This window comes from Silvimonas amylolytica, assembly GCF_014645555.1.
Taxonomy (GTDB): domain Bacteria; phylum Pseudomonadota; class Gammaproteobacteria; order Burkholderiales; family Chitinibacteraceae; genus Silvimonas; species Silvimonas amylolytica.
The window spans coordinates 225,127-251,264 of sequence record NZ_BMLY01000004.1; the positions used below are offsets into that span (position 1 = coordinate 225,127).

The following is a 26,138-nucleotide window of genomic DNA, read 5'->3' on the forward strand; positions in this document are numbered from 1 at the left end:
GGCGAGCTCACTCCGCCGGGAGAACTGCGTCCCACAGCAAATTACATTGCCTCCAAGCAAATGGCCGGTGTCTACTTCAATTTCGGTTGAAGTTATGAGTGATTTGACGGCCTCTCAGGAGGTGAAATATTCCGGCTTCGGAACTGGTGGGTTCGATTCCCAATTGGTCAGCAAGAGAGATTGGGGGTGACTTTGGGGGTAACTTTCTCTCGATTTTTATAAATAAAACCAAGTATTGTTGCGGGATTCCGACATGTTTCGATTCCGACCTCGGCACCAACAGGAAATCAAAGAACTTAGGCTACTTCGGTGGCCTTTTTCTTTTTCTGGCCTTCTGAACGCAGTGTCAGATTTGTGACGCGCCCGGCGGCGTGAGCCGGATGACCGACCGAAAGATGCGCATACCGCATGGGCATTTGCAGGGTTTTCCACCCTCCCAGATCCTTCAACGTGTGGATATCCGTGTCGTTTTGGGCATGCCATGACGCCCATGTGTGGCGCAGGTCATGCCAGCGGAAATTCTGGATACGCGCATGCTCCATTTCCGCATGCCAGGCGTGATGCACAACGGTGGGCCAGTCATGCATCGGCCGCCCTTGTGCATCTGTGAAGACATGCCACTGATGTTGTGCGACCCACCGCCTGAAGTATCTAAAAGTCCTGATTTCTCCCACAAGCTGCAAATCCTCCGCTGAAAAGCTTTGGCGGGATGTCTATTCTCGCGTTTTGTGTGGGGACGCCCCAAAGCTCAGGCTTATCCGATAGGGCACCAGCCCCTCGCTTCGATAGTTTTCGCTTTCTGTCAGCTAGAGGTGCAATAAGTTATGGGAGTCATCAAGAGCCTGCTGAGATGGGGGGTTACCCAGCGCGCCAAACTTGGCGCTTTGGTGAGCGGCAACTTTGATGCGGCCCGGAGAATTGAGCCGGGTGTTGCCGACGCTATTGGCATTGCGCACCCCCATTCCGTTGCAAGGTGCGGATGATGATTTCAGCGCGGCGGTGAGTGCGCGGCAACAAGCGTTGCTGGATTTTTACGCGGCGGGTCTGGCGGCCTATGCCGGCGATCAGGATGCCTGGCAAGAAGCGCTGGCCCGTGCCCTGCGGATGGAACCAGAAAACCCGTATTTTCGGAGTTTCTAACCTCATCATTGGTGGGCTTCGGGGGCGACAAACCGTTGCGCTCGTTGGCGGTAACAAATTAAAAGCGGGATTTCTTGCGCTGGAAAATAACCTGTCCTAACTTGCAACAGGCATGCGTATTTTGTATGCATCTGTTTGTTTTTTGTAAGTGTAGTCGCGACATGGCAACCGGTTTTGCGACATGCCCAAAACGGTTCCAGCCTGCGATACAAACCATCCCGTTTTTGTAGCCATCACGGGATGCCACTGCTACTGCCAGCGGCGCGCGGTAGAAATGTCACCTATTCCAAAGACCGCATATACGTAGTCCAGAAAAACAATACGTTTCATCGCGCCACTCAACCCTCGAAAGACAGACCCGCACCAGACCAGGGCCGAGGGATGTTGTCATTGGCACTGCGGACTGTGCCACGCACTCTCAAAAAATGCTTCAGCAATGGGCAGCGCGCTGCCTACAACACTCGGAGAGTAAGTCATGAGCAAAACAGCAAGCGCGTTACTGCGCTATTTGGGGAGCCTGATACTTGCGCTGGTAGCGTTATCGGGTTGGAGCACAGCGGCCAACGCAGACGATAGTACGTCGGGTGGGCGCAAACCCAATATCGTGGTGATTTTTGGCGACGATATCGGGATGTGGAACGTCGGCGCCTATACCCACGGCATGATGGGCCACACCCCCAATATTGATTCCATTGCCAAAAACGGCATGATCTTCACCGATCATTATGGTCAACCCAGTTGTACGGCGGGCCGCGCTGCCTTCATTCTGGGTCAGTTGCCCGTCCGTACCGGTATGACCACCATTGGTATCCCGGGCTCAACCCGTGGCGTGCAAAAAAGCGACCCGACGCTGGCTGAAGTCCTGAAAACGCAAGGCTACGCCACGGCGCAATTCGGCAAGAACCATCTGGGGGATCGCAATGAATTTCTGCCGACGGTGCACGGCTTTGATGAGTGGTTCGGCAACCTCTACCACCTGAATGCTGAAGAAGAACCGGAAGAACTGGATTACCCGGGCCAGAAAAATCCGAAGTACAAAGACAAATATGGTCCGCGTGGCGTGCTGCATACCTGGGCGACCACTACTGATGACGCCACGGTTGATCCGAAATTTGGCAAGGTGGGCAAGCAAAAGATTGAAGACACCGGCCCGCTGACCCGCAAGCGCATGGAAACCATCGATCAGGAAGTGACTGACGAAGCGCTCAAGTACATGGATCGGGTAGGCAAGGGCGATAAGCCGTTCTTCATGTGGTACAACTCCACGGCGATCCACATTTGGTCCCACCCCAACCAGAAGTACCTGCAGATGGCCGTGGATGAAGGCCGGGCCGAGCAGGACGTCGTGCGTGCCCGTATGCTGGAGCACGACGAGCTGGTCGGCAAGATCCTGCAAAAGATCAAGGATCTGGGGATTGCAGATAACACGATCGTGGTTTACTCCACCGACAATGGCAACGAGTTCTTGTTCTTTCCGGATGGTGGATATGCGCCGTTCCGTGGCGAGAAGGGCACCACCTGGGAAGGTGGTCTGCGCGTACCGGCCATGATCAGCTGGCCGGGGCATATTCCGGCCGGACGTGAAGGCAATGGCGTCCAGAGTCACGAAGATCTGTACGTGACGCTGGCGGCAGCGGCCGGTTTGCCCAATCTGAAGGATGATCTGCTCAAGGGTTACAAGATGAACGGCACCAGCTACAAGGTGCATCTGGATGGGTACAACAATCTGGATTACTGGACGGGCAAAACCGAAAAATCAGCCCGGCGTGAAATCTTCTATTACGACGAAACCGACCTGATGGCGATCCGCGTGGACGCCTGGAAAATGGATATCGGCGTCAAGCACCATGGCAGCTGGTTTGACGAAAAATCCTATCCAAGCGTGCCTTACATTACGAATTTGCTGATGGATCCGATGGAAAAAGTCACGCCAGATTCCGAAGAGTATCAATATGAAGGGCGCAAGTTCCTGGCAGAAAAACTCTGGGGACCGACTGCGGCGACGCCATTTTTGGCGGCGCATCTGAAGAGTTTGCAGGACTACCCGCCTAGCCAGGGCGCAGATACGCTCAGCATGAAAAAAGCGATTGAGGGTGCAATGAAGAAGATGGATCAGCCGAACGCCAGTAGTAACTAAGCAGGCTTCGAGTCGATGGCGTGAGTACCGGAAAAGCAACCCTGATTCAGGGTTGCTTTTCCTTTTTGCGGGTCTGGTCAGGCCGACGCGGGCTCTTTGAAGGACTCATAGAGCCGGCCTCAGGCTTGCTCAAGCCGTCTGTAGCTGCTGGACAGTAAACGCGCAGGGAGGGAGTCAGGCGAAGCTGAGTGCCACGCGTATGTTGCCGGGTGTCACCCTGGCGTACAGGCAAGTCTGGTGTGCGGCATCAATGATCGCTTGCGCCACATTGCGTTCCAGTTCTGGCAGGCTGATTTTCAGGCGAGCGCCCAGAAAATAGCCCTCTGCTGCATCTTGCAGATCGATCTCGGTGTTGATGGCGAAGGCGGGGGGCAGCGAAACGTTCATCTTGCGGGCGGCCAGTTGCATCGCGCCTTCAAAGCAGGCCGACCAACCGGCGGCAAAGAGCTGTTCCGGGCTGGTGTCGGTCTCCCCTGCTGCGGGTGGTGCGAGCAGGTCTTTCAAGCGTCCGTCGACGCTGCGCGCTGTTCCGTTGTGGCCACCGATCGTCTGGACCTTTGCCGTGTAAATCACTTTGTGCTGTTCCATAGCCGATTCCTCGATGCAGTGGCAGGTTGTTGTTCATCGTGGCGGACTGGCCAAGGCTCAGCCCGCGTCACCTGATGCAATCCTGAGGCTGTACCGGTTGGCTCGCACGTTATGTGTTGTGATCAAGTGTTAGTTCGGTGCCATTCTCGTCAAGTTGCTGCAGCAAAGCGCTCGCCGCGATGAGGTCTGCCGTCTCAAAACCCGCTTCAAAACGAGCGAGCGTGGCCGCCAGCAGATCGCGCGCTTCCTGGCGCCTGGTTGATGCCCACATCCGGGCGAGGTCCGTCGCGGCACGCAGCGTCCAGGAGAGGGCGCCCTGGCGTTGGCTCAGCGCTAACGATTCAACAAGGCATGCCTGGGCCTGTGCGGCGTCATCCCGCTCGGCGTGGCGCAATGCTCTGGCCTTGACCCGCAGCAGTTCTGGCAGAAAATAGAGGTCTCCGTTCGCTTTAACTTCTGCAATGGTGTGGTCGACGAGTTCGAGCGCTTCTCCGATCTTGCCCGCAGCCCCCAAGCCCTCGGCCAAGGCCAGACAGAACCCGGTTGTCAGCAACTCATAACGCGATTCATGCAGTTCAGCCAGACAATTGCGGATGGCCTCGATGCCTTGCTCAAGATGCACACCCTTGCGGATGGCAAGCTCGCCTTTCACACCCCGGCCGACTGCGAGATAAGGCCCAAGGGAGTGGGCTTGTGCGCAGGCAATGAAGCGATCAATGTCAGCCTCGGCGCGCGCGAGATCACCCACCCACACATACACTGAGACGGCCCAGATCAGCGCGATGCACAGCGTGACCGGATGATCCAGTTTGCTGGCGTCCTCTACGGTACGCTGCGCCGTTTGCAGCGCGAGATTTGCATGGCCTCGCAGCCAAAGCGTTCGTGCCAGTGCAATGCTGGCGCGGTTGCGGTGGTCAAAGCCGATGTAGATCGTGCTCAAGCGCTTGGGCTGCGCGGGTGCGGCGAGGGCCGCCTCCAACAGCGCACGCGCTTTGATCTGGTCGCCGACCAGATGATGGCACAGCCCCATGATGGCATTTGCGGTCGCGATCGTTGCCGGATCGGCACTATGGGTCGCGACGGTCATGCTGCGCTCCGCTTCGCAGAGCGAGGCTTTGAAGTTGCCAACGCGCTCGTCAAAAATCTGGAGTGCGCCCAGCAACTGAACCTGGCTGGGCGCATCGCCAAGTGCTTGTGCAAGTTCCAGGCTCTTTGCGAGCGCCACGCGGACATCATCCGTGTTGCCACGGGTGAACATCAGCGAAAGGCCAAGCGCGGCGAATAACTGCATTTCGGCGCGCATGCCGTGCCGCGCTGAGTCCAGAACGGCGAGTGCACGTTCGGCCCAGCGGCGGCACTCGATCAGAAGCGATGTCGCCAGCAGTACCGGGGTGGCTGTCGCCGCCAGGGCGACGGCGAGATCGACATCCCCTTGCGGCCCGAAACTCCATTCCAGGGCCGCGCGAACATTGGCAATGTCGGCAGAGGCGCGGGTGCCATTGGCTGCGGGCGAGACGGGGAGATCTTCCAGATGCCGAAGAACATAAGCCGCATGGCGTCGCGCCAGACCTTCGATCTGTTGATCGGATTTGGACAAGAGATAGTCACGCGTGCTTTCCAGCAGCCGGTACTGGATGAGCGAGCCGGTCAGATGCACCGCCAGCAGCGATTTCTCGGCCAGGCAGGCCAGGGTATCAACCACGTCTTCTTCAGACAGCGAGCCAGCAGGCACAACCTGTCGTGCGGCGGCCAGGGTGAAGTCTCCAACAAAGACCGGTAGCTGGCAGAGCACCAGTTTTTCCTGGTCATCCAGCAAGTCGTAGCTCCAGTCGAGCGTCGCACGCAGCGTCTGGTGACGAGGCAACGCATCGCGCTGACCTCGCCAGGCCAGCATCAAGCGCTCGTTCAGGAGATCGGCAGTCTGCCGTAGTCCATAGCTTGCAACCCGACGCGCGGCCAGCTCAATGGCCAACGCCAAACCATCGAGCTTGCGGCAGATGTCTGCGACAACCGGGGCGTCCGTATCGCTGACATCCAGCGTCGCCCCACTGGCACCGGCCCGTTCCACGAACAGCCGTGTGGCGGGGTAGGACAGAATGGTTTCGGCGGTGAGGTCAGGCGCTTCAGGCGGTGTCGCCAGCGGCTCAAGCCTGAAGATCTGCTCGCCTTGTACATTCAAAGGTTCACGGCTCGTGGCCAGGATTTGCACATCGACCGTGGCCTGCGCGATGCCACTGGCCAGCCCGGCCGCGGCATCGATCACGTGCTCGCAGTTGTCCAGGATGAGTAGCAAGCGCTTGTCCCGCAGCCAGGCCAGCAGGCTGGGCAGCGGGTCGGCAGAACGAACGGAAAGATGCAGCGCTGCGGCGACGGCTGTGGGAACGAGCGCTGGATCGCTCAGTGCGGCGAAATCGACGAAGGCAATCGCGCTTCCCAGACGCGCGCGACTGTCGTGCCCCACTTTGATTGCAACACTGGTCTTGCCGACTCCGCCGGCGCCCACGATGGTGAGAAACCGGCTGGCAGCAAGGCGCTGGGAGATCGCGGCGATGTCCTGGCTTCGTCCGTACAGCGCTGTCATTTGTCCCGGCAAGCTCTCATCCAGCCTGTGTGCCGCAATGCGCTCATCGGGCGCCAACGGGTTGCCCTGCGGCGACAAATCGGCGACGAAGCTATAGCCGCGCCCCATGACGTTAGAGATATACCGGGCACCGTCGACCCCGTCACCCAGCGCTTTACGAAGGAGTGCGATCTGAAACCGCAAGCTCCCTTCGGTCACGACGACGCCGGGCCATGCGGCCGCAATGAGTTCTTCCTTTTCGACCACTGAACCTGCTCTTGCCGAGAGAACCAGCAGCACATCCAGCGCCCGGCCGCCCAATGGCACGGCAGCACCGTCTCGTGTCAGTAGCCGCTCGGCAGGGAACAACTTGAACGGGCCAAAGGAGAGGCACGCAGTTCCGTCATGAGGGGGAATCCAGCGCATGTGCGATCTAGCCATGAAGGTTCAATGAGTTGTCCGGTGAGGTTCTACGTGCGTATGTTTTTCAAGCCGCTTGCTGGATATGAGCGCGTTCAGCTGGCTGGATGAGTAGCCGGTTAGCGAAGAAACAGATCGTTGCCAGAATCAGATAGACCACCAAGAGCGCGGGTGCGCTGTGTACCGACAGCAGGCTCAGCAGGAAAGAGGTGACGCTGGTGATCAGGATATTGATCAGGAACATCAGCGCGGTGGCGGTGCCGGCAATGTGCCGGAACAACGACAAGCCGCGGCCCATCGACATCGGGAACAACATCCCCTGGCCGAAAAACATCAACGCGCTGATACCGCACAACAGCGGCAGGCTTTGTGGCCACAGCAGAGAGAGCCCAAGCCCCACGAGGACAACTGCAAGCAAGAGGCTGGTCATGACTTGCTGTACCCGCGCAACCGCAAAACGCTTGACCATATAGCGGCAAACAAAGGTGGCCAGCATGAACACGCAGCCCAGACCGAAGGCAATGTGCCCAAACATGATCGGGGAGTAGTGCCAGGCGCTCTGGATAATGAACGGACCGACGGTATTGAAGGCGATACTCATCGAATAAATAGCCCCCATCAGCACGACCATCCCCATAAACTGGCGATGGCGGATCACCTCTGCCAGGTTGCGACGGATAGTGGGCAAGGCCAGCGGGTGGCGGCGGAAATGGGTTTCCGGCACCAGAAAGAGCACCAGGAGCCACATCAGCGTCATTGAGACTGCAAAGAATACAAAGCACGCCTGCCAGCCCGCATATACCTGCAGATAACCGCCCAGCACCGGTCCGATAATGGGACCAAGGCCGAACATGCTGCCGGATAACACGCCGATCTTCACCAGTTCATGGGATTCCAGCACATCGGGGAAGATGGAACGCGCCACCACAGAAATAGTGCCCACCATCAGACCCTGAATCAAACGGGTAGCCAGCAACACGGACAGGGAAGGCAGCCACAATGGCAACAGGCTGATCAGTACAAACCCGGCCATGCCGCCCAACAGCAATGCGCGACGGCCCCAGGCATCAGTCAAAAAGCCGGAAAAGAAGTTACCGAAGGCATAACCCAACAAATACAGGCTGATCAGGTTTTTGACGGCGCTGTCTGACTCACCCAGGGCCGTGGCCATGGCGGGTAACGATGGTGCGATCAGGTCTACCGCCATGCCAAACAACGGCATCAGCAACAACAAGACGGCGAGCAAGCGTTTCTGCTGTCCGGGCGCCAGTGAGAGTGGGCTGTGGGTCATTTATTGGTCCTCATCGGGCTGCAGATTGGTTTGCATCTTGTCCAGCATGGTGTGCATCAGCGCGAGTTCGTCGTCGCTGAAGCCGTGAAACAACTGCTGCTCTACGCCATTCATGGCTGCGAGCAAGGCGGGCATGCGTTCGTTACGGCAGCGCTCAGTCATCTCGACGAACATGCAGCGACGATTTTCCTGCCATGGCCGGCGAGTCAGGTAGCCGTCTTTTTCCAGTGCATCCAGCGTCCGGGCCAGTTGTGCCGGGTCCATATCCAGCCGGCCCAACAGGCTTTTCTGCGTGCCGTCGCCGTGTACATGCAGCATCAATAGCACCTGGCACTGCGGGCGCGTGATACCGGCACTTTGCAGGTAACTATCCAGCCGCCGCCGCTTAAGGTTAACGATGTGCGCCAGTTTGTGGCCAAGGTAAGGAAGCATACTGGTCCCTGCGTTGATTTATACAACAATTGTATTTATCAACTCATGACAAAGTCAATTGTCATGTGAGACCCATTTGGTGGCGATTGAAAACCTGATATCAACAAGCCCTGGCGGCTGTCCAGGGGCTTGTGGTGTGCGAACAGGGCGGTGCGCGGACCGTCATGGTTGCTGATGAGCGACGGGATGTTTTCTTTGGGAAGGCTTCCTGCAATCCGCTTGAAGCTGGATCAGCCGGCGCAACTACCTGCTCAGGTATTGCATTCCACACAAGAGCGCCAATGCCCCCAGCAACCACCATGGAGCTGCCTCACGCTGCACCCACTTCCGGCTGCGGGTGCGCCAGGGGGTTTCTACATAGCGATGTAACGCAGCAGCCAGGCTTAGCGTGACGGCCAGGAAGGCGAAGTAAACGACCAAGGCTTCACCCAGAAATAGATGGGGCAAATTGCTGCCATCATCCTGAATCCGTTCCGGCAAACCATAAAACAACCCGATCAGGAACAAATTCAGTACAAAGGCATGCACCATGTAGATGGCATAAGAGTGCTGGCCCAGCCATTGCAGCGCCGGTGCGCGCAACACGCGCTGGAACACCCCGGGCCGGCCGCAGACGATACCCAGAATCAGCAGACCCGCCAGCGGGAAGATCGCCACATCGTTGCGCACGCTGTGGTTAAACTGCAAAAACGCCAGCAAGAGTGCCAGGGCCAGCCAGGGCGTAAAGGCAGGCAGAACCAGTGAGCGTGCCTGCACCAGAGCAGCAATCAGGCAACCGAGGAAAAAACCTGCCACGCACCACACCAGGTTGATGTAGTCCGTGCCCACCTTGGCCCACATCATGTACATCCCGCCCAGTGCCAGTGCTGCGCAGACCCAAAGCTTGACGCGTGGCAACAGACACACCACACCCGCAAACAGCAGGTAGGTATAAAACTCCACGCTGATTGACCACGCCGGGCCGTTAAAGGTGAACCCGGCGTTATGCGGGCCGATGGCCTGGATCAATAACAGTTGCTGAAAGAACGCATGCCAGGTGTTAGAGACAAATGGATCGCCCAGGTAATAGTCCGTCTGTTGCAATGGATATTTGATCAACTCCATCAGCAAAAACGCGGCCAGCGTCAGCAGATGAACCGGATACAAACGCCCCAGCCGCAACAACTGAAAGCGCAGAACGGCGCCCCCGGATTGCAATTTCTGACCATACGCGGTGTAAATCACAAAGCCGGACAAGACAAAAAACAACTGCACCATCAGTGCGCCATTGCGGATGATCGCGACGTCATGCAGCGCACGATTCCAGCCCGGAACATGAAACAGCACCACCAGCAATGCCGCCAGCCCGCGCAGGCTTTCAAGTTCAGCGTAGCGGGGGGCTCCAGCTGGCGCAGAGGGCAAAGAGGACATGACGGTGAGGCTGTATGGGAAAGGGGCCTGGATCGTAACCGATGCCCAACAGGCCGGCAATATGGCGACCAGGTTGATCCGGCGAGGTGTCTGCATTAGCCGACAAGCACATTGCAAAGGCCGTGGCGTGACGCCGGGAATGTCCCCGGGAATACAGAGGAGTTCGGGTCAGTGCTGCCACCGCAGCCTGACAAGCATTGCCATAGTCTTAACGCTGAATTCGCGTCAAAAGTCGCGCAGGATGGTGGATCTTGCTTGTTGCAGGATGAGCACAAAGCCTGCGGCTCAGCGTGTAGAGACCGTTGGGGTTTCTGACGGACGCTTGCGGCGTGTTCATGAATCGCAAGCGCCCGGTAGGCATGGGCGGAGCGGGTTGGCGCGGTGTACGGGTTGTCGCTGGCACTGTATCGGGCCTGCCGATGAGGTTCTTGCACAATGCGGGCGCCAGGCTGAGGGTTGTCGCTCATCGGCAATCAAGGCCCTTATCCCGAAATATTCCATTCGCATAACGCGCTTTTTGTTCAATGAACAGCAATCAGGTTCAAGACCCGGCGTTGATACATTGAAATACTCAATCCCGATTTTGATTGAATGGCGTCTGTCGACGTCATCAAGATCAGTCGGGTTCCGGGCCCATGTCAGTGGCCGCAGGGCCAGGCTCGCAGCCTGAGTAGTGGGCCGCTGTCAATTCACCGGACAGGTGAAGACCAACCTTTGTGAGCGAAGGGATTGCCATGATCGAGACTATGCCATTGCACGTTGCTGTGGTGCACCGCAACCCGCTGGTTGCCTGCGGTATCGAAGGACTTCTCGCTGCCGTAAAAGACATCACCGTGTCGATTCATCAGCCAGACTGGGTCGAGTCACTCCGGTTTACTGGCATTGATGTCCTTGTGGGAGATTACGAAAGCGCTTGCCAGTTCATGCAGCGGTTACGCGGTAATTCTCGCTATCCAGAGAACGCGCCGCGCGTATTGCTGCTTACTGTTCGCGATAGCGAGCGGGAGATGCGCCATGCTTTTGATCTTGGCGTACACGGCTATCTGTTGATCGATTGTGATGCGAGCGCACTGGCAGACTGCATCCACAAACTTGCGGCTGGCCAACGTTATCTCAGTAACACGCTGTCGCAACGGCTGGTCGATTCACTCTCGCGTGAAACGCTGACTGCGCGGGAGCAAGATGTACTGATGCTGCTCGCTAACGGGAATTGCAATCGGGAAATCGCCACGTCGCTGGGTATTTCCGTGGGTACAACCAAAACCCATGTGGCATCCATCCTCGGCAAATTGCAGGCCAGTTCGCGCACGCGCGCTGCAGCGATTGCCCGGGATCGCGGGCTGATTTCCATGCCTCACACCACGTCCTGACCCCTTGACCAGATTCAGCACCAGAACTTGATGACAACCGGCTCTCCATTCATGCCGTCTACATGGCTGTCTGAATGAACCGCATTAACTTGTTCGATTTTTTGGCACGAGTTGGGCAAGTTCCTGGCACGGCAACCATCGGGTCGAGTTGCACAATGGTTTCATGGTCAGGCAAGACCTACCCACTTTCAAATCAGGAGAAACATCATGCAACGTTTCGAAGGCAAAACAGTATTGGTGACTGGCGGCAGCAGCGGTATTGGTCTGGCGACGGCCGTGGCGTATGCCCATGAAGGCGCGCAGGTCATCATCACTGGACGTGATGACGCCACGCTGGCCAATGCAGCAGCGACGATTGGCAACAATGTCGTCACGATCAAGGCAGACTCGCAAAGCCTGGCTGATGCAAAAGCCCTGGCGCAGGCCCTCAGTGCACGGCAACTGCGTCTGGATGCGGTGTTCATTAATGCCGGCATTGCGAAATTTGCCGGGCTGTCTGATGTAACTGAAGACTTTTTTGACTCGACCTTCGGGATCAACGTGAAAGGTCCTTTCTTCCAGATTCAAGCCCTGGCCCCCTTGTTGAATCGTGGCGCATCGATTGTGCTCAATGGTTCGATCAACGCGCGTATCGGCATGCCCAATACGGCGATTTATGCCGCCAGCAAAGCTGCGTTGGTGTCCCTGGCCAAAACATTGAGCGCAGAACTGCTGCCGCAAGGTGTGCGCGTCAACGTGGTCAGCCCCGGCCCGATTGCCACACCGCTATATGGCAAGTTGGGTATCGATGCAGACACCCTCAACACGGTGGCGGAGCAAATTCGCAGCCAGATTCCATTGGGTCGTTTCGGTACATCGGAAGAACTGGCTTCGACAGTACTGCATCTGAGCGCACCCGAATCGGCGTTTATTGTGGGCACTGAAATCATTGTGGATGGCGGTATGAGCCAACTGTAATCAGTGGCCTGGTGCCGATCATGAAAAAGCCGGAACGCCATTGTTCCGGCTTTTTGTTTGCGCTTGCTGATTCACACAAGTCAGTGCCGGCGTGCCGAACCCCATGATCTCGACCAGCGCACGTACGTTACCGTAGTATCAGATGACTGATTTCATGCGGGGCCATCGAACATGTTGCAGGCAGAAGACCTGGCTTTACTCCGGGCGATTAGCGATACAGGCAGCCTGTCGCGGGCTGCGGCGAAGCTGGGAAAAGCCCCCTCGACGGTATCTCACGCGGCACGCCAACTGGAGTCTCGCATTGACGTGCTGCTGTTTGATCGCCGAGCTTACCGATTGCAGCTCACGGCTGCGGGCAAGTTATTGTTGGCGGAGGCTGAACGCTTGCAGCAAGAATCTGCGCGCAGCCTGCAACGGGTGCGGCAGGTGGCCAGTGGCTGGGAAGAACGCCTCTGGATCGTGACTGACGAGCTCCTGGAATTCGAAACCCTGTTGCCGGTGATCAAGGATTTTGATGAGCTGAAGTCAGGTGTTCCCTTGCGCATGACTCACGAAGTACTGAGCGGCACGTGGGAGTCCTTGCGGGAGGGCAGGGCCCATTTGGTGATCGGTGCCACCAACGAGCCACAAAAGATGCCCGGAGTAAGCTGGCGTGAACTGGGGCGGCTCGAGTGGGTATTTGCGGTAGCGCCCCGACACCCGCTCGCGGCCATGCCTGAGCCGCTGGGCCGCGAAACCATTTCTGCGCACCGCGCTGTGGTGGTTGCGGATAGCGCCAGGCAATCAGAGGGGCGGGTGTACGGCGTGCTGGGTGGTCAGCCCGCTCTGGCTGTGCCAGGCATGCGGGCCAAAGTGCTGGCTCAGTGCGAAGCCCTTGGCGTGGGCTGGTTGCCGCGGCATCGGGTCGCGCATTTGTTACAGGAAGGCAAGCTGGTTGAGAAGCGCACGGTCCAGCCCCGTGAACCCAACATTCTGTACATTGCCTGGCGAGAAGAGTTGGCCGGCCGTGCATTGAAATGGTGGCTTGAGAAACTACAGCAACCGCGCCTGGCAAAACGTCTTGTCGATGGATTCGGTCGCGATGGAGGCGCTGGGGTTTAAGGATTGCATCATTGCAGGGCTGCACGTTGCGCAGGCTTGTTACGCTGAGGGACGGTGTTGTGGACTGGCGATAGCAGCCCTGGCATCAGATCCGGACTTTACCGCGCCAGGCTCGATGCCCATGACCCTGATTGTCGAAAATCGCAAGAAAAAGACCCCGCCATGGCGGGGTCTTTTCTTGCCGGTACGTCCTGTTTACTGGAGTGAGGTACTCACGGTATACCCGGTCGACAACACGCGTTGGTAGGCATCAATGGATTCCACCCGCATCGCACGGAAATTGATGTTGCCCGATGAGGCCGGGTCCAGCGCCAGGCTGGTGTTTAGCGTGCCGCTGGCGGTGGGCGCGAAGTCGATCTCGACGGAGCGGAAATCACCCGTGTCCGTGTTTTGCGCCAGATAGGCCCGCCCGTACTGGGTCGGGTTGATATTACTGGCGGCAATGTTGAGCGCGCCGCTGGTGTAGGCGCCAAACGCGCTGGCTGAAACTGGCGCACTGATCACCGGCACGGTGGCGGTGGCCGCTTCGGCCAGTGTCCAGGGGCGATGCGGCACGACAACGTTGTAGCTCCCGTTACCTGTACCCGACGGGAAAGCGATAACACTATTGTCAGCGGCATAGGCGGTAAAGCTATAGCTCGCGCTATCCGGGATGGCGGCGATGGTTGTATCGGTCACCGCTTGTGTGGTCAGGCACGAATTACCCATCACGTAGTACTCGTTGTCCTGTCCGTTGAGCGTCCAGTAATCCCCGGCAGCACCTGGAATGTAACGCAGCCCGCCTTGCGGCAAGCCAGGCCCGGCGACCACGACATAAGCAATCGTGCCGCCGTTGTTGGTCGTGTTGAAGTCCTGGATTTCAATATTCAGCCCGGTCAGCGTGCACTCTGACGAACCACTTTGCCCCTTGACCAATTGCGGGAACACCGACAGGTTCAGCACGCGTTGATCGCCATGCAGGCGCCAGATGCCATCGGTGCCTTTGCGGATCCGCCAGGATTGCGCGTGGTCAATCTCGACGCCGTTCTTGTCGAGGAACGTGAATGAGACTTTCGCGGTGACCTTGGTCAGGTCGCTGTAGTCAATCTGCTGGATCACCAGATGGCTGATGCTGCCACCCACCAGGGCAGCGTTCCCGCTGACGTCGTTGGCAAAGTTGGCACCATTGACATCACCCAGCAAAAAACTGGAAGTGATGAGGGGCGTCAGTGCACTGGCCGCGGGCAGCCCCGTCGCATATTTGCCGCTGAAGTCGGTCAACACCTGGCGCACCGCAGCGGCGTCGGTCGCCGCCGTTGCAGCCGCCGTCGGCGAGACGTTGTCGCTGGACAGGGTCGCCGGGCTGGTTTCCGCCGCTGCGCTGACCGTCAGATCATCGGTAATGGTGGTTGAGTTGAGCAAGGTAGAGATCGTGGCGATATGAGTCGCCGGATCAGTAGAGACCTGAATGACATCAAGCGCGGTATCCAGCGCACTGGCCTTGGGGGTAAACGGCGTACGCAAAAGATCAATAGCGGCATCCACGCCCAAAGCGGTCAGCACGGGCAGCAGTTTTTCCTTGAGCTTGCTGACTTCTGCATCGACCGCCGTTTTGGTGACGGCGCTGGCGTTACCGGTTTGTTCGAATTTGTCGAAATAAGCCTGTGCAATCTGCCCGGCAATATTGGCCACGATCAGATCTGTGAGTTGCGTGATATTGATCTTGTTGTCGTCAGCCGAAGTCGAAATGGAGTGAACCGTATAGATCTGGCCATTGACCGTGCCTTTGGCCTCAAACACATAAGGTGCGGTCATGCCGGTCACATCAACTGAATAGCTGCCGTTGTCGCCAATCGATACGGTTTTGGTTGCACCCAGGGCATCTTTGACCGTCACTACCCCAACCAGCGGCGCGCCGACTGCAGCCACGCCGGACATGGAAACATGTGTGTCGGTGGTGGTGTTATTGGTACTTGCGCTGTCATTGCTGCTGCCCCCGCACCCCCCTAACGCCATCAATGTGCCGCTGACTACTCCCAAACCCAGGAGTTTGATTTTTTTGTGCATCTGCATAGCCCCCAAAAAGCCTGATTTATTAGAAGGCACCCCTACGACCCAAGCGTATTGATGCCTGCCAAAAGCTTAGTGACGGTTTAATGCGCTGAATATCATCCAATCGGGTGATGCAAACTGCTTATTTCAAATTGCTTTCCGATCTGACGAAATAAGCCGGGCTGGCGAGCAGCAATGAAACAAGGTCAGATTGCCGTTTGGTACCGGTTTTAAGGAATATATTTTTGAGCTGGCTTTTAACGGTATTGATGGAGGTGCCGCGCAAGTCTGCGGTCTCCGCCAGCGTGCTGCCGCTACATAGCGCAACCGCCAGTTCAGCTTCGGCCTCGGAAAGCGCAAATAACTGGCCAACCATTTCGACGGCAATGCCGCGATGGGTTTCCGGATCAAACGCAAATAGCAGCGCAGCGCCCTGGGTGGCTTGTACCGTATGCATACGCAAGGGCGACGCCAACAGCATCAAAGGCTGGCGATTGGCACGCGGCAACAAGACCAGCCCATTCAAATCTGCACTGTTCCCTTGACTGGCCCGGACCGCGTTGCTGATGGCCAGATCAAGCTTGTGGGTCAATGGCCGTTGCCGTGCCAGCAATCTTCCGCCATCCAGTCGCAGATCATTTTGATTGGCTAACAACTGCTCGGCGCTGCGATTGTAATAAATGGCCTGCTGGTGCTCGTTGAACAGAAAAGTCGGCATAGCCAGCACGGCCAGCCCGCCAGAGAGCAATTCAACGGCATTTTGCTGTTCACCAAACCGTTGCCGCATCTGGAATGCGCGCTGCAAATGGGGTACCAGACGGTTGGCGCGGATCATTTCTTCCCGGCTGAACGGGGGGTGGTCAGGCCCGCGATGCAAGAACAACATGGTGGTCCACGGTCCTTCTTGCAGCACAACGCCACCCGCAGCGCAGGCCATGCCCTGGGCGGCAACCCATTCCCTGAAAAAGCGTGTTTCCGGCAGGCGTTCCGGGTTGGGTAAATCCAGGTTGCTGGCGTAAAAATGGGCAATCGGTGCGGTCATGATGTGCCGGGCCAGCATATCCTCACCGGCATAATCGACATACCGGCTCATCCATTCTTCAGATAGCTCGCTCAGCCACAGGTTTTTTACGGTGTGACCATCCGCATGACGAATGACAATGCCGGCAGATTTGAGATTGAAAAACGCGCGGAAGGTATCAATGAAGCTCTGGAACCCGTTCGCATCTATCACCGCTTCATACAGGTGGTGGATGAGGCGATCATCATCCAGCGGCACATGGGTGGACAGTGGCTGTACATCATTCATGGGCGTCATGTGTCAAAAGTGGTTGTGCCGGATGATGTTCTTGCATCATTGAATCCGGGCCGGATTTCTAACCCATGCACTTTTAATATTGAATGAATCGGTTGCTGTTTATGGTGTATGCGGTCTTTATGTCAAATTAATACATACATATCGGATTTTGAATACAAAACGAAATTCACGTTGTGGCTTTAGCGCTAAATCCCGCTCAATTAAATTACGTATGTAATTAGATGGCGGGCCATGTGATGCACGCGCGATGCAATAGCCAGGATATCCCGACAATGAGAGCGTGATTGGCAGGCCAGGAAATTGCCGCATGGTCCGGCCGGGGAGATACTGCGTCTATCAAGCCTGGCGCGGCGGGCTTGTTTTTTGCACTACCTCAAGCCCGCTCAGGATCAGATCAATTCCCGCCAGAAAATCTTCACGGTCGTCGTGTTTACACAAATAGCCGGTCATGCTGCGGGTAAAGGCAAATTCATCGGCGTCCAGGGCCGACCAGGCCTCTGACATATCCTCCAGAAAACTATCCCGCTCAATGTCCTGGCTACGGGCATATTGGGCATTGACCGCGTTTTGCCCGCCGACGCCGACGATATAGTTCAGCAGCGTGCATGCCACGACCCATTGCGTATCGTCTGGTACGCCCAGCGCGCGTACTTGCTGGCCGATATGTTCCAGCATCCGCACGCCGGGTAACTGTCCTGGCGCCTGGGTGAGGGCGGAGCCTGTCCACGGGTGTGCATCCATGGTTTCAAACAGGGCCAGCGCTATGGCGCGAATCCGCGTCTGCGGCGTGGTCGCGCTGTGTTCTGCCTCGGCCAGGGTGCGGGCAATGAGGGTGTCGCAAGCCGCAGTGAGCAGATCGCCCTTGTTGGCAACGTGCCAGTAAATAGCGCCTGCGCCGGTTGCCAGCGTTTCTGCCAGAGCGCGAAATGTCAGACCGCTTTCGCCGCTGCGATCGAGCAAGCCAATGGCGGCTTCAATGATCCGTTCCCGAGAGAGTGAGTCTTCCCGTTTTTCTGTGCTTTGCGTTTTCTTGGCCATCGGGGTGTCTTGACATGAATGGAACAATGTTCCAATACTATCATGGAACATCGTTCCATAAATCGTGTTTGCCATGGTTTGCGGGACAACTTAACGATCATGGAACCAGAATGAACACTTCTATTGCAATTATTGGCGCGGGGCTGGGCGGCCTGATGCTGGCGCGGGTACTTCATATTCACGGCATTGCCGCAACTGTTTATGAAGCCGAAGCATCGCCCATGGCGCGCTCGCAGGGTGGCATGCTGGATATTCACGATTTCAACGGCCAGTTGGCGCTCAAAGACGCGGGTTTGTATGACGAGTTTGTGCGGTTGATCCATCCGGGTGGGCAGGCGTGTCGGGTACTGGGTCAGCAAGGCGAAGTGCTGTTTGAAGATGGCGATGATGGCACCGGTGGCCGGCCGGAAGTGCGCCGGGGCGAGTTACGGCAGCTACTGCTTGATTCACTCCCGCCCGATACGGTCCGCTGGGGGCACAAAGTCAGCAGTGTCCATGCGCTGGGCCTGGGCCGGCATAGCGTGAGTTTTGCCAACGGCGAGATCGTGACCACTAACCTGCTGGTGGGCGCGGATGGCGCGTGGTCCAGAGTGCGTTCTTTGCTCTCTGATGCTCAGCCGGTCTACGCCGGGTTATCGTTGATTGAAACCTGGTTGTTTGATTGCGACACCCGTCACCCGGCCACGGCCAGGATGGCGGGTGGCGGTGCGCTTTTCGCCGTAACCCCCGGAAAGGGCCTGCTGACTCACCGCGAGCCTGACGGTGTGTTGCACGCCTATGTGGTGCTGCAAAAGCCGCAAGCGTGGTTCGCGCAAATCAACCAGAACAACCGCCCCGAAGCGTTATCCCACATCGCAGGCGAGTTTGCTGGCTGGCACCCGGCGCTCACCGCTCTGATCACCGCCAGCGATACCGACCCCGTCGTACGGCTGATTCATGAACTGCCAGATGAACACCGTTGGGAACGTGTGCCAGGCGTGACGCTGTTGGGGGACGCAGCTCACTTGATGGCCCCGTCCGGCGAGGGCGCCAACCTTGCCCTGCTGGATGGCGCTGAACTGGGCAAGGCGATTGCTGCACACCCCGGAGATATGGAGAGCGCACTGCTCAGCTATGAGCGCGAACTCTTCACACGCAGTGCAAAGGCCGCGGCTGAAGCGCATGAGTTGCAGCAGATTTGCTATGGCAACAACGCACCACAAAGCCTGGTCGAGATGTTCACCGCACCGCTGCTGGCGGCTTGATGCGCTGGTTTGTCAGGGCGTTTGCGGCGCTCTGGACAGAATCTCCGCGACGATCTGGCGGATGGTTTTGTCCATGGCAGCATTGACCGGATAACGGGCACTGAGCCAGTCCAGTATGTGAATTGCAGCTTGCGGTGTGGCGGTGTAGCCGGGCATGAATGCCACGACCGGCTGATCAGGATAACGGAACTCAAAACGCCGCTCCGGGGCAAAACGGTCGGTCAGCGCTGCGGGCACCCCAGCCAATGCCGTGAGTTCCAGTACGCGATTGACCGCGTCCACCTGAACCAGCCGGAAGCCAGACAAATGCTCGCCGCGTGCATACCGGCCAAGGCCCACATACAAATTGCCCAGAATTTCACCGATCAACCAATCTTCTGGTTTGGTGGCCACTGGCTGGGCAACCGGTTCGCAAATGGTTTCTGGCACACCCGGCGCCGCCCACACCATCTGGCCCGGAGAATAGAAAATGCGTGGGAGTTCATCCAGTTCAAAGACTGCAAACTCACAGAAAATGCCATCGTCGAACATGACTTTGTGGCCATCGATGGTATTGCGGTAGGCAAAGGCCAGTGGCCGGATGCTGGAGAGCCAGTCCAGGCGATCAATCAAACGGGCTTTTTTGCCATTTTTGGCAATGGCGAAGAAATCCAGATCTGACCAGCGATCCATCCGCTCGCGCTCAATGCCGGCAGAGCCAAGACCAAACAGTGCGAGGGCGTCACCACTTTGCTGCAGTGACTGACCAATATCTTGCAGGCGTTGCAGCAGAGCCGAACGGGTATTCACGACCATTCTCCAGAACCGGGAAGAATGAGTCTAACGCGTCACTTACGCATATCAAACCGGTTTGAATGTCAAAAAACCGCGAATGCTTGCATATTTCCGGAGTGGCCGCGACATCAGATGAAGGGGGTGGCCGCCAGCGCCGCTTTGACGCCCAAAGAGCCCTGATCGATCAAGGCCAGGAAGGCCACATTGGCCGCAGCGGTATCGCGTTTTGCCTGGAATACCCGATGCGCGCTCAGAAAAGCGACCGTCCAGGTGGCGACCAGCAAACCCGCAGCCAGTTGCACCTGGCCATCTGCGGGGTCTGTTCCGGCGCTTTGGGCTAACTCTGCGGCAAGGGTTTGCGCCAGTTCATCACGCATGGCGCGCGCCCGGGCTTTCAGGGTTTCGCTGCTTTCTACGGTTTCGATAAAGCCTTTGCTGTCGGCAGAGAAGGTCACAAACGGGCTGCGTTGTGCAATCAGGCGGTGGGCCAGTAGCCGGAGCGTCTCGACTGGCGAAACGCCAGCAGCCGGTTGGCGCAAAGCTTCACGCAGGACGTCGTGCGCTTCTTCGTCGCGGTCAAAGAACATGTCTTCTTTGCGCGGGAAGTAATTGAACACCGTCATGCGCCCGACCTCTGCCGCAGCGGCAATTTCATCCACTGTTACGTTATCAAAGCCGCGCTCCAGAAAAAGGCGAGTGGCGGCCAGAGAGATGCTTTGCCGGGTAGCAAGGCGCTTGCGGGTACGCAAATCAGTTGGCATTGACATGCTGGCGATGATAGCACATGCTATTTTGTACTAAGTACACATTTATATCTGGTCTATCAAATACATGAACAAGTCACTGATTGTGATTTTCACGGCCATTGGTCTTGACGCTGTCGGGATCGGGCTGATTTTTCCCATCCTGCCGCGCCTGCTGGCAGAGGTAACGCATACCGGTAATGTCGCCGCATGGATTGGCATCATGACGGCGCTGTATGCCTTGATGCAGTTCGTCTTCGCACCCGTCCTGGGGGCGTTGAGTGATCGGCTGGGGCGCCGGCCGGTGTTGTTGATTTCGCTCGCTGGGGCGGCCATCAACTACCTGTTGATGGCATTTTCCTCGCAACTGTGGATGCTGTTCCTGGGCCGGGCCATTGCCGGGCTGACCAGCGCCAATATGGCCGTGGCAATGGCCTACCTGACCGACATCACGCCCGAGGATCAGCGCGCACGGCGCTTTGGGCTTTTCAATGCGGTGTTTGGTGCTGGTTTCATTATTGGTCCGGTGCTGGGCGGCGTATTGGGCGATTACAACTTGCGGCTGCCGTTCATTGCGGCAGCGGCGCTTAATGCCGCCAATCTGTTGCTCGCGCTGCTGGTCTTGCCGGAATCGCGCACGCCCAGCCGTGAGCCCATTCATCTGGCTGCACTGAACCCGCTGCGCCCCTTGCGCTGGGCGCTCGCCATGAAACCGTTGCTGCCCGTCATGCTGATCTTTTTCATCTTCAGCGGCACGGGTGAGGTCTACGGCACGTGTTGGGCCTTGTGGGGTAATGATGCGTTCCAGTGGAACGGGTTATGGGTGGGGCTTTCCCTGGGGGCATTTGGTGTGTGCCAGACCCTGGCGCAGGCGTTTTTGCCCGGGCCTGCCGTCAAAGTGTTCGGCGAGCGGGGTGCGGTCCTGGCGGGGATTGCGGGTGTTTGTGTCGCGCTGGTGGTGATGGCGTTGACCCGACAGGGCTGGCTGGTGTTTGCGATCATGCCTGTCTTTGCACTGGGCGGCATTGGCGCGCCCGCGCTGCAAGCCATGGCCACACGCCTGGTGGATGAGGGTCAGCAAGGACAATTCCAGGGCGTGCTGGCGTCCGTAGTGAGCCTGGCATCCATCATTGCGCCGCTGGTGTTTTCCACTCTCTATATGGGTGTGCGCGCCCACTGGCCTGGCGCCATCTGGTTGTTGGTGGTGGGGTTGTATGCGATGGCCGTGCCGCTGGTGCTGGGCCTGCGCTTTAGCCAGGGTGCCCGGCTTGCCACTGAAGGGGCTGCTTAAGAGGGGACGATCGGGTTTGTCTCTCGTTGCAGTTGCCCGGATTGCGGGTTTTCCGGGTACGCTAGCTGCTTTGCTCTGCGCAGACCGGCCAGGACCGGTTTTCAAAATCCAGAAAGAGATAGCGATGGCTTCCCAGTCCGATCACCACGCCCAACTTGATGCAGCCCTGATTTCCGCCCGCCTTGATCGCCTGCCTGCAACGCGCTCGGTCTGGGTTTTGGTCGCACTCTTGAGCCTGGGCTTTTTCTTTGAGCTGTATGACCTCTTGTACACCGGCTATATCGCGCCGGGCCTTGTGAAGGGCGGCATCCTGACCGCGACCACGCAAGGCTTGTTCGGCACCACGGGTGTCGCCAGTTTTATCGCGGCGCTGTTTGCCGGTTTGTTTGTTGGCACCAGCGTGTGCGGTTCTCTGGCTGACCGTTATGGTCGGCGCGCCATTTTTACCTGGTCGCTGCTGTGGTATTCCGTCGCGAATATGGTCATGGCGTTTCAGGACACGGCGCTGGGGCTCAATGTCTGGCGTTTTCTGGCGGGTATTGGTATTGGCGTTGAGATGGTGACCATTGGTGCGTACATCTCTGAACTGGTGCCGCGTGAGATACGCGGCCGTGCTTTTGCCTGTGAACAAGCTGTGGGTTTTATGGCTGTGCCGTTTGCGGCTTTCCTGGCGTATTTGCTGGTACCAAACAAACCGCTGGGGCTGGATGGCTGGCGCTGGGTAGTACTGATTGGTGCGCAGGCAGCGCTTGGCGTGTGGTGGATTCGCCGCGCATTGCCGGAAAGCCCCCGCTGGCTGGCGCGTCAGGGCCGTGTGGTCGAGGCTGACCAGATCGTGAGCGCACTGGAAGCCAAAGTAGCCGCAGAACTAGGCCGCCCGTTGCCTGAGCCCGCAATGCCGGATCTGACCGACAGCAGCGATGCCAAAGGGCGTTTTCGGGACATGTGGGTACCCCCGTACCGCAAGCGCACCATCATGCTGGTGATATTCAATATCTTTCAGACGGTGGGTTTCTTTGGTTTTGCCAACTGGGTGCCGACGCTTTTGATCAAGCAGGGCATCACCATTACCACCAGTTTGATGTATTCCAGCCTCATTGCCATTGCCGCACCCATTGGTCCGCTGATCGGGCTCTACATCGGCGACAAGATTGAGCGCAAGACCGCCATTGTGGTGATGGCCGCGGTCATCATGCTGTGCGGCCTGGGTTTTGCCCAAAGTACAGATGCCATCATGCTGGTCACGCTGGGTATTCTGATCACGCTGGCCAGCAACATCATGTCATACAGCTATCACGCCTATCAGGCGGAATTGTTCCCGACCGCCATCCGCGCCCGCGCCGTGGGTTTTGTGTATTCCTGGAGCCGGTTCTCGGCCATTTTTTCGTCATTCATCATTGCCGCCGTGCTCAAGGGGTTCGGCACGCCGGGCGTGTTTGTATTCATTGCTGCGGCTATGGCGGTGGTCATGCTGGTCATCGGCTTGATGGGGCCGAAGACGAATGGCCTGGCATTAGAGAAAATCTCCCACTGATGGCCTCTTCGCCAGACAACATCAGGGCTGATCTGCACGACCAGCCCTGATGTTGTCTGCAGCCAACCTGCCGCGTTACTTCTGTTCCGGCTTTTTATCCTGGGGTTCCGACGCCGTCATGCTCTTGGTAGCCGGCACGCTAGAGCTATGGTGTTTCTTCGAGTGGTGAGCCGCCTTGGCAGAAGCGCTGGCCGGCTGGGCACCCGATGCGCCTTCAGCAAGGCTTACGCCAGAAAAGCCAAACCCGGCCAGGGCGAGAAGAGCGATAGCAAGTTTCATGATGATTCTCCTGTCAATGATCGCCCGGCTTTTGCCGGACTCAATGTTGTGTATTCACAGGATTCACTTTGCACTGATCGTAAATTCAATCGTATCAGTCACTTGCATGCTTTTGTGTAGGCCATGCTGAAGCGCAGCGACAGCCAAAGACCGGGGCTTAGACTGCATCCCCCGGCGTAGTCAGTGGCAGCAGGCGACGGCGTGATGCTTGCAGCAGGCGGGTCATGGCGGCAGCGGCGTCGTCGGGTTGGCGGGTGGTGATGGCCTGACGCACTGCGTCGTACAACGCCAGGTCTTCGCCAGGGTTGGAAGCATTCCGGTGCAGCATTTCAGACGATACCCGCAGCGCGGCTTTTACCGCGCCGCCAATAGTAATGAAGAGGCCATTGCGCGACGTATTGATGATGCTCAGGTGAAACTCCAGATCAGCCTGCGCCACCAGTCGCACCTCGCCACCGCTGGCTTTGGCCAGTTCGGCATAACGCCGTTCCAGTTGTGCAAAATCCTCCGTCGTACCACGCTGGGCCGCGAGGTAGCTGGCGCGCGGTTCAATGCACAAACGCATCTCGAAGATGTCTTCGACGATCTGCGAATCAAACTGTGCCTGCAACCGCCACGCCAGCACCTCGCGGTCCAGTAGGTTCCACTCGTTGAAGGGCAGCACCCGGGTGCCGATCTTGGGCGAGACCTCGATCAGCCGCTTGCCCGCCAGATGCTTGATGGCCTCGCGCACGGTCGTGCGGCTGACGCCAAAGGCGGCGCACAGTTCGGCCTCAACGGGCAGCGCCTCGCCAGGTTTGAACTCGCCCCCGACGATGCGCGTACCCAGGATGCGTGCCACTTGCGTGCTCATGGTGCCGACGACCGGCTCTCTCTCAAACACCGTGTTTTACTCCGCGCCTTACTGCTGCCCGATGACGATGACGTTCCAGGAACCCGGCTTGAGCGTGGCCAGCACGGTGTCCCCATCCAGGCGCACATGGGTGTTGGCGGCGGGCTTGACGGTGTCCGGTGCCTCGCGCGTATTGGTGGCTTTCATATTGGTGTGATGCAGCTCCAAAGCCTCGACCACCTTGCGGTTACGCCCCAGTCCGCGCAGTTCGGCCTTGAGTTCCATGTCTTCAGACAAATGCCGGTTGAGCGCAAAGATCACGGTCTGGCCGGTGTTTTCGTCATGAACCACGCTGGCGCACAAGTAGGGGATTTCCGGGAAGGTTTTGGCTTCATATCCCGGGGACTCGATCACCGGGCGCAGTACCGTGCCGTGGGCAAAGCGCGATGCCTGGGCAAACGGGTAGAAGATAGTCTGGCGCCAGGCTTCGCCGCCCGGTTCGGTCATGATCGGGCCGATCACATTGACCAGTTGCGCCAGGCACGCGGTTTTCACACGGTCGGAGTTGTTCATCATCACAATCAGCGCGCCGCCGTTCACCAGTGCATCTTCAAAGTTGTAGACCTCTTCAATCAAGCGCGGCGCTTGCGGCCAGCCGGGCTTGCGCAGGTCATCAATGCTGCGCGCCTTGTACCAGACGTTCCATTCATCAAACGACAGCATGATGCGTTTTTTGGACTTCTTGCGCGCGGCCACGCCATCGGCCACGGCGACGATCTCTTTGATGAACTGGTCGGTCTGTTCGATGTTGCCGAAGAACTCTTCAGTGGCGTCGTACTTGTTCTGGAAGTACGTATGCAGCGAGATGAAATCCACCTCGTCAAAACAATGTTCCAGCACCGTGTCTTCCCAGGTGCCATAGGTGGGCATGTCCCACATGGAAGACCCGCACGCCGCCAGCGTGATGGTCGGGTCAACCGAACGCATGACCTTGGCGGTTTCCAGCGCAATGCGGCCGTACTCTTCTGGCGTCTTGCGGCAGATTTGCCACGGGCCATCCATCTCGTTCCCCAGACACCAGAACTTGATGTCGTGCGGTTTTTCTACCCCGTGTTCTTTGCGCAATTCAGACAGCGTGGTGCCGCCCGGGTGATTGCAGTACTCCAGAAAATGCCGCGCCTGATCCGGCCCGCGCGTGCCCAGGTTGACGCCGAACATGGGCTCGACATGAGCCGCTTTGGCCCATTGCATGAATTCATTGGTGCCAAACTGGTTGGTTTCGGTGGAGTACCACGCCAGGTCCAGCCGCGTCGGGCGCTGGTCCTTGGGGCCGACGCCGTCTTCCCAGTTGTAACCCGACATGAAGTTGCCGCCCGGATAGCGCACGATGGTCGGGCCCAGTTCACGCGTCAGTTCCAGCACGTCTTGCCGGAAGCCGTTTTCATCGGCGGTGGGGTGACCAGGCTCATAAATGCCGGTATACACACAGCGGCCCATATGCTCGACAAAGGTGCCGAACATGCGGCGATCCAGCTCAGAGATTGCAAAATCGCGGTCGACGATCAGGCGCGAACTAAACATGGCGATCCATTCCTTGCAGTACGTTGGGGCCCGCGCCAACTTGGGCGCGGGCAGGTTGTGCTTTCTG

Annotated in this window: 22 protein-coding genes; 8 read left to right on the plus strand and 14 right to left on the minus strand. The window is 57.9% G+C overall.

Annotated elements, in window-relative coordinates; genetic code table 11:
- Nucleotides 1–296: 296 nt before the first annotated feature.
- Nucleotides 297–674, minus strand: coding sequence for a tyrosine-type recombinase/integrase (locus tag IEX44_RS13330; protein WP_268238905.1), 378 nt, complete (start codon nucleotides 672–674; stop codon nucleotides 297–299).
- A gap of 229 nt (nucleotides 675–903) precedes the next feature.
- Between IEX44_RS13330 and IEX44_RS13335 the strand changes: the two genes are divergently transcribed.
- Together IEX44_RS13335 and IEX44_RS13340 are read left to right on the plus strand one after the other, a co-directional pair.
- Nucleotides 904–1,140 carry a hypothetical protein gene (locus IEX44_RS13335; protein ID WP_188694599.1) on the plus strand — a complete coding sequence of 79 codons (237 nt, stop codon included), beginning with the start codon at nucleotides 904–906 and terminating at the stop codon, nucleotides 1,138–1,140.
- A gap of 475 nt (nucleotides 1,141–1,615) precedes the next feature.
- The gene (locus IEX44_RS13340) at nucleotides 1,616–3,277 is read left to right on the plus strand and encodes an arylsulfatase (protein WP_188694603.1); all 1,662 of its coding nucleotides are present in this window, start codon (nucleotides 1,616–1,618) and stop codon (nucleotides 3,275–3,277) included.
- Nucleotides 3,278–3,451: 174 nt separating this feature from the next.
- Here the strand turns inward: IEX44_RS13340 and IEX44_RS13345 are convergent, their stop codons facing one another.
- The 5 genes from IEX44_RS13345 to IEX44_RS13365 all read right to left on the minus strand — a co-directional run bounded on the left by IEX44_RS13345 (nucleotide 3,452) and on the right by IEX44_RS13365 (nucleotide 9,978).
- Nucleotides 3,452–3,865: an Ohr family peroxiredoxin gene (locus tag IEX44_RS13345; RefSeq protein ID WP_188694606.1), complete on the minus strand. Its 414-nt coding sequence runs from the start codon at nucleotides 3,863–3,865 to the stop codon at nucleotides 3,452–3,454.
- Nucleotides 3,866–3,974: 109 nt separating this feature from the next.
- Nucleotides 3,975–6,866 carry an ATP-binding protein gene (locus IEX44_RS13350; RefSeq protein WP_229679102.1) on the minus strand — a complete coding sequence of 964 codons (2,892 nt, stop codon included), beginning with the start codon at nucleotides 6,864–6,866 and terminating at the stop codon, nucleotides 3,975–3,977.
- Nucleotides 6,867–6,912: 46 nt separating this feature from the next.
- The gene (locus IEX44_RS13355; protein WP_188694609.1) at nucleotides 6,913–8,136 is read right to left on the minus strand and encodes a Bcr/CflA family efflux MFS transporter; all 1,224 of its coding nucleotides are present in this window, start codon (nucleotides 8,134–8,136) and stop codon (nucleotides 6,913–6,915) included.
- Nucleotides 8,137–8,568 carry a MarR family winged helix-turn-helix transcriptional regulator gene (locus IEX44_RS13360; RefSeq protein ID WP_188694612.1) on the minus strand — a complete coding sequence of 144 codons (432 nt, stop codon included), beginning with the start codon at nucleotides 8,566–8,568 and terminating at the stop codon, nucleotides 8,137–8,139. It abuts the gene before it with no gap.
- A gap of 243 nt (nucleotides 8,569–8,811) precedes the next feature.
- Nucleotides 8,812–9,978 (minus strand): acyltransferase family protein, encoded by a 1,167-nt coding sequence (locus IEX44_RS13365; protein ID WP_188694615.1) that lies wholly within the window; start codon nucleotides 9,976–9,978, stop codon nucleotides 8,812–8,814.
- Between the two features lie 734 nt (nucleotides 9,979–10,712).
- On the opposite strand from IEX44_RS13365, the gene IEX44_RS13370 reads away from it, so the two are divergent.
- From IEX44_RS13370 to IEX44_RS13380, 3 genes are all read left to right on the plus strand, one after another.
- On the plus strand, nucleotides 10,713–11,348 hold the full coding sequence (locus tag IEX44_RS13370; protein ID WP_188694618.1) for a response regulator transcription factor: 636 nt from the start codon (nucleotides 10,713–10,715) through the stop codon (nucleotides 11,346–11,348).
- Between the two features lie 207 nt (nucleotides 11,349–11,555).
- A complete protein-coding gene (locus IEX44_RS13375; protein WP_188694620.1) occupies nucleotides 11,556–12,305 on the plus strand; it encodes an SDR family oxidoreductase in 750 nt (249 codons plus the stop codon).
- Between the two features lie 171 nt (nucleotides 12,306–12,476).
- Nucleotides 12,477–13,406 carry a LysR family transcriptional regulator gene (locus IEX44_RS13380; RefSeq protein WP_188694623.1) on the plus strand — a complete coding sequence of 310 codons (930 nt, stop codon included), beginning with the start codon at nucleotides 12,477–12,479 and terminating at the stop codon, nucleotides 13,404–13,406.
- A gap of 195 nt (nucleotides 13,407–13,601) precedes the next feature.
- Here IEX44_RS13380 and IEX44_RS13385 read toward each other — a convergent pair whose 3' ends face one another.
- The 3 genes from IEX44_RS13385 to IEX44_RS13395 form a co-directional block, all read right to left on the minus strand.
- Nucleotides 13,602–15,452: a hypothetical protein gene (locus IEX44_RS13385; RefSeq protein WP_229679104.1), complete on the minus strand. Its 1,851-nt coding sequence runs from the start codon at nucleotides 15,450–15,452 to the stop codon at nucleotides 13,602–13,604.
- 127 nt (nucleotides 15,453–15,579) lie between these two features.
- Nucleotides 15,580–16,746, minus strand: a complete 1,167-nt coding sequence (locus IEX44_RS13390; RefSeq protein ID WP_188694629.1) for a helix-turn-helix transcriptional regulator — start codon at nucleotides 16,744–16,746, stop codon at nucleotides 15,580–15,582.
- Between the two features lie 345 nt (nucleotides 16,747–17,091).
- Nucleotides 17,092–17,793, minus strand: coding sequence for a TetR/AcrR family transcriptional regulator (locus IEX44_RS13395; RefSeq protein ID WP_188694633.1), 702 nt, complete (start codon nucleotides 17,791–17,793; stop codon nucleotides 17,092–17,094).
- 110 nt (nucleotides 17,794–17,903) lie between these two features.
- Here IEX44_RS13395 and IEX44_RS13400 point away from each other — a divergent pair, with 110 nt between their 5' ends.
- On the plus strand, nucleotides 17,904–19,037 hold the full coding sequence (locus IEX44_RS13400; protein ID WP_188694636.1) for an FAD-dependent oxidoreductase: 1,134 nt from the start codon (nucleotides 17,904–17,906) through the stop codon (nucleotides 19,035–19,037).
- Nucleotides 19,038–19,049: 12 nt separating this feature from the next.
- On the opposite strand, the gene IEX44_RS13405 is transcribed toward IEX44_RS13400, so the two are convergent.
- On the minus strand, nucleotides 19,050–19,826 hold the full coding sequence (locus IEX44_RS13405; RefSeq protein ID WP_188694639.1) for a hypothetical protein: 777 nt from the start codon (nucleotides 19,824–19,826) through the stop codon (nucleotides 19,050–19,052).
- A 113-nt stretch (nucleotides 19,827–19,939) separates the two neighbouring features.
- Nucleotides 19,940–20,578, minus strand: a complete 639-nt coding sequence (locus tag IEX44_RS13410) for a TetR/AcrR family transcriptional regulator (RefSeq protein ID WP_188694642.1) — start codon at nucleotides 20,576–20,578, stop codon at nucleotides 19,940–19,942.
- 64 nt (nucleotides 20,579–20,642) lie between these two features.
- Here IEX44_RS13410 and IEX44_RS13415 point away from each other — a divergent pair, with 64 nt between their 5' ends.
- Together IEX44_RS13415 and IEX44_RS13420 are read left to right on the plus strand one after the other, a co-directional pair.
- Entirely contained in the window at nucleotides 20,643–21,845 is a 1,203-nt protein-coding gene (locus IEX44_RS13415) for a TCR/Tet family MFS transporter (RefSeq protein WP_188694645.1), read from the plus strand.
- A gap of 124 nt (nucleotides 21,846–21,969) precedes the next feature.
- Entirely contained in the window at nucleotides 21,970–23,379 is a 1,410-nt protein-coding gene (locus tag IEX44_RS13420) for an MFS transporter (protein ID WP_229679106.1), read from the plus strand.
- Between the two features lie 75 nt (nucleotides 23,380–23,454).
- Here IEX44_RS13420 and IEX44_RS13425 read toward each other — a convergent pair whose 3' ends face one another.
- From IEX44_RS13425 to arfA, 3 genes are all read right to left on the minus strand, one after another.
- A complete protein-coding gene (locus IEX44_RS13425; protein WP_188694652.1) occupies nucleotides 23,455–23,658 on the minus strand; it encodes a hypothetical protein in 204 nt (67 codons plus the stop codon).
- 157 nt (nucleotides 23,659–23,815) lie between these two features.
- On the minus strand, nucleotides 23,816–24,541 hold the full coding sequence (locus IEX44_RS13430; protein ID WP_188694655.1) for a FadR/GntR family transcriptional regulator: 726 nt from the start codon (nucleotides 24,539–24,541) through the stop codon (nucleotides 23,816–23,818).
- Between the two features lie 18 nt (nucleotides 24,542–24,559).
- The gene (gene arfA / locus IEX44_RS13435) at nucleotides 24,560–26,071 is read right to left on the minus strand and encodes an arabinosylfuranosidase ArfA (RefSeq protein ID WP_188694658.1); all 1,512 of its coding nucleotides are present in this window, start codon (nucleotides 26,069–26,071) and stop codon (nucleotides 24,560–24,562) included.
- Between the last annotated feature and the right edge of the window lie 67 nt (nucleotides 26,072–26,138).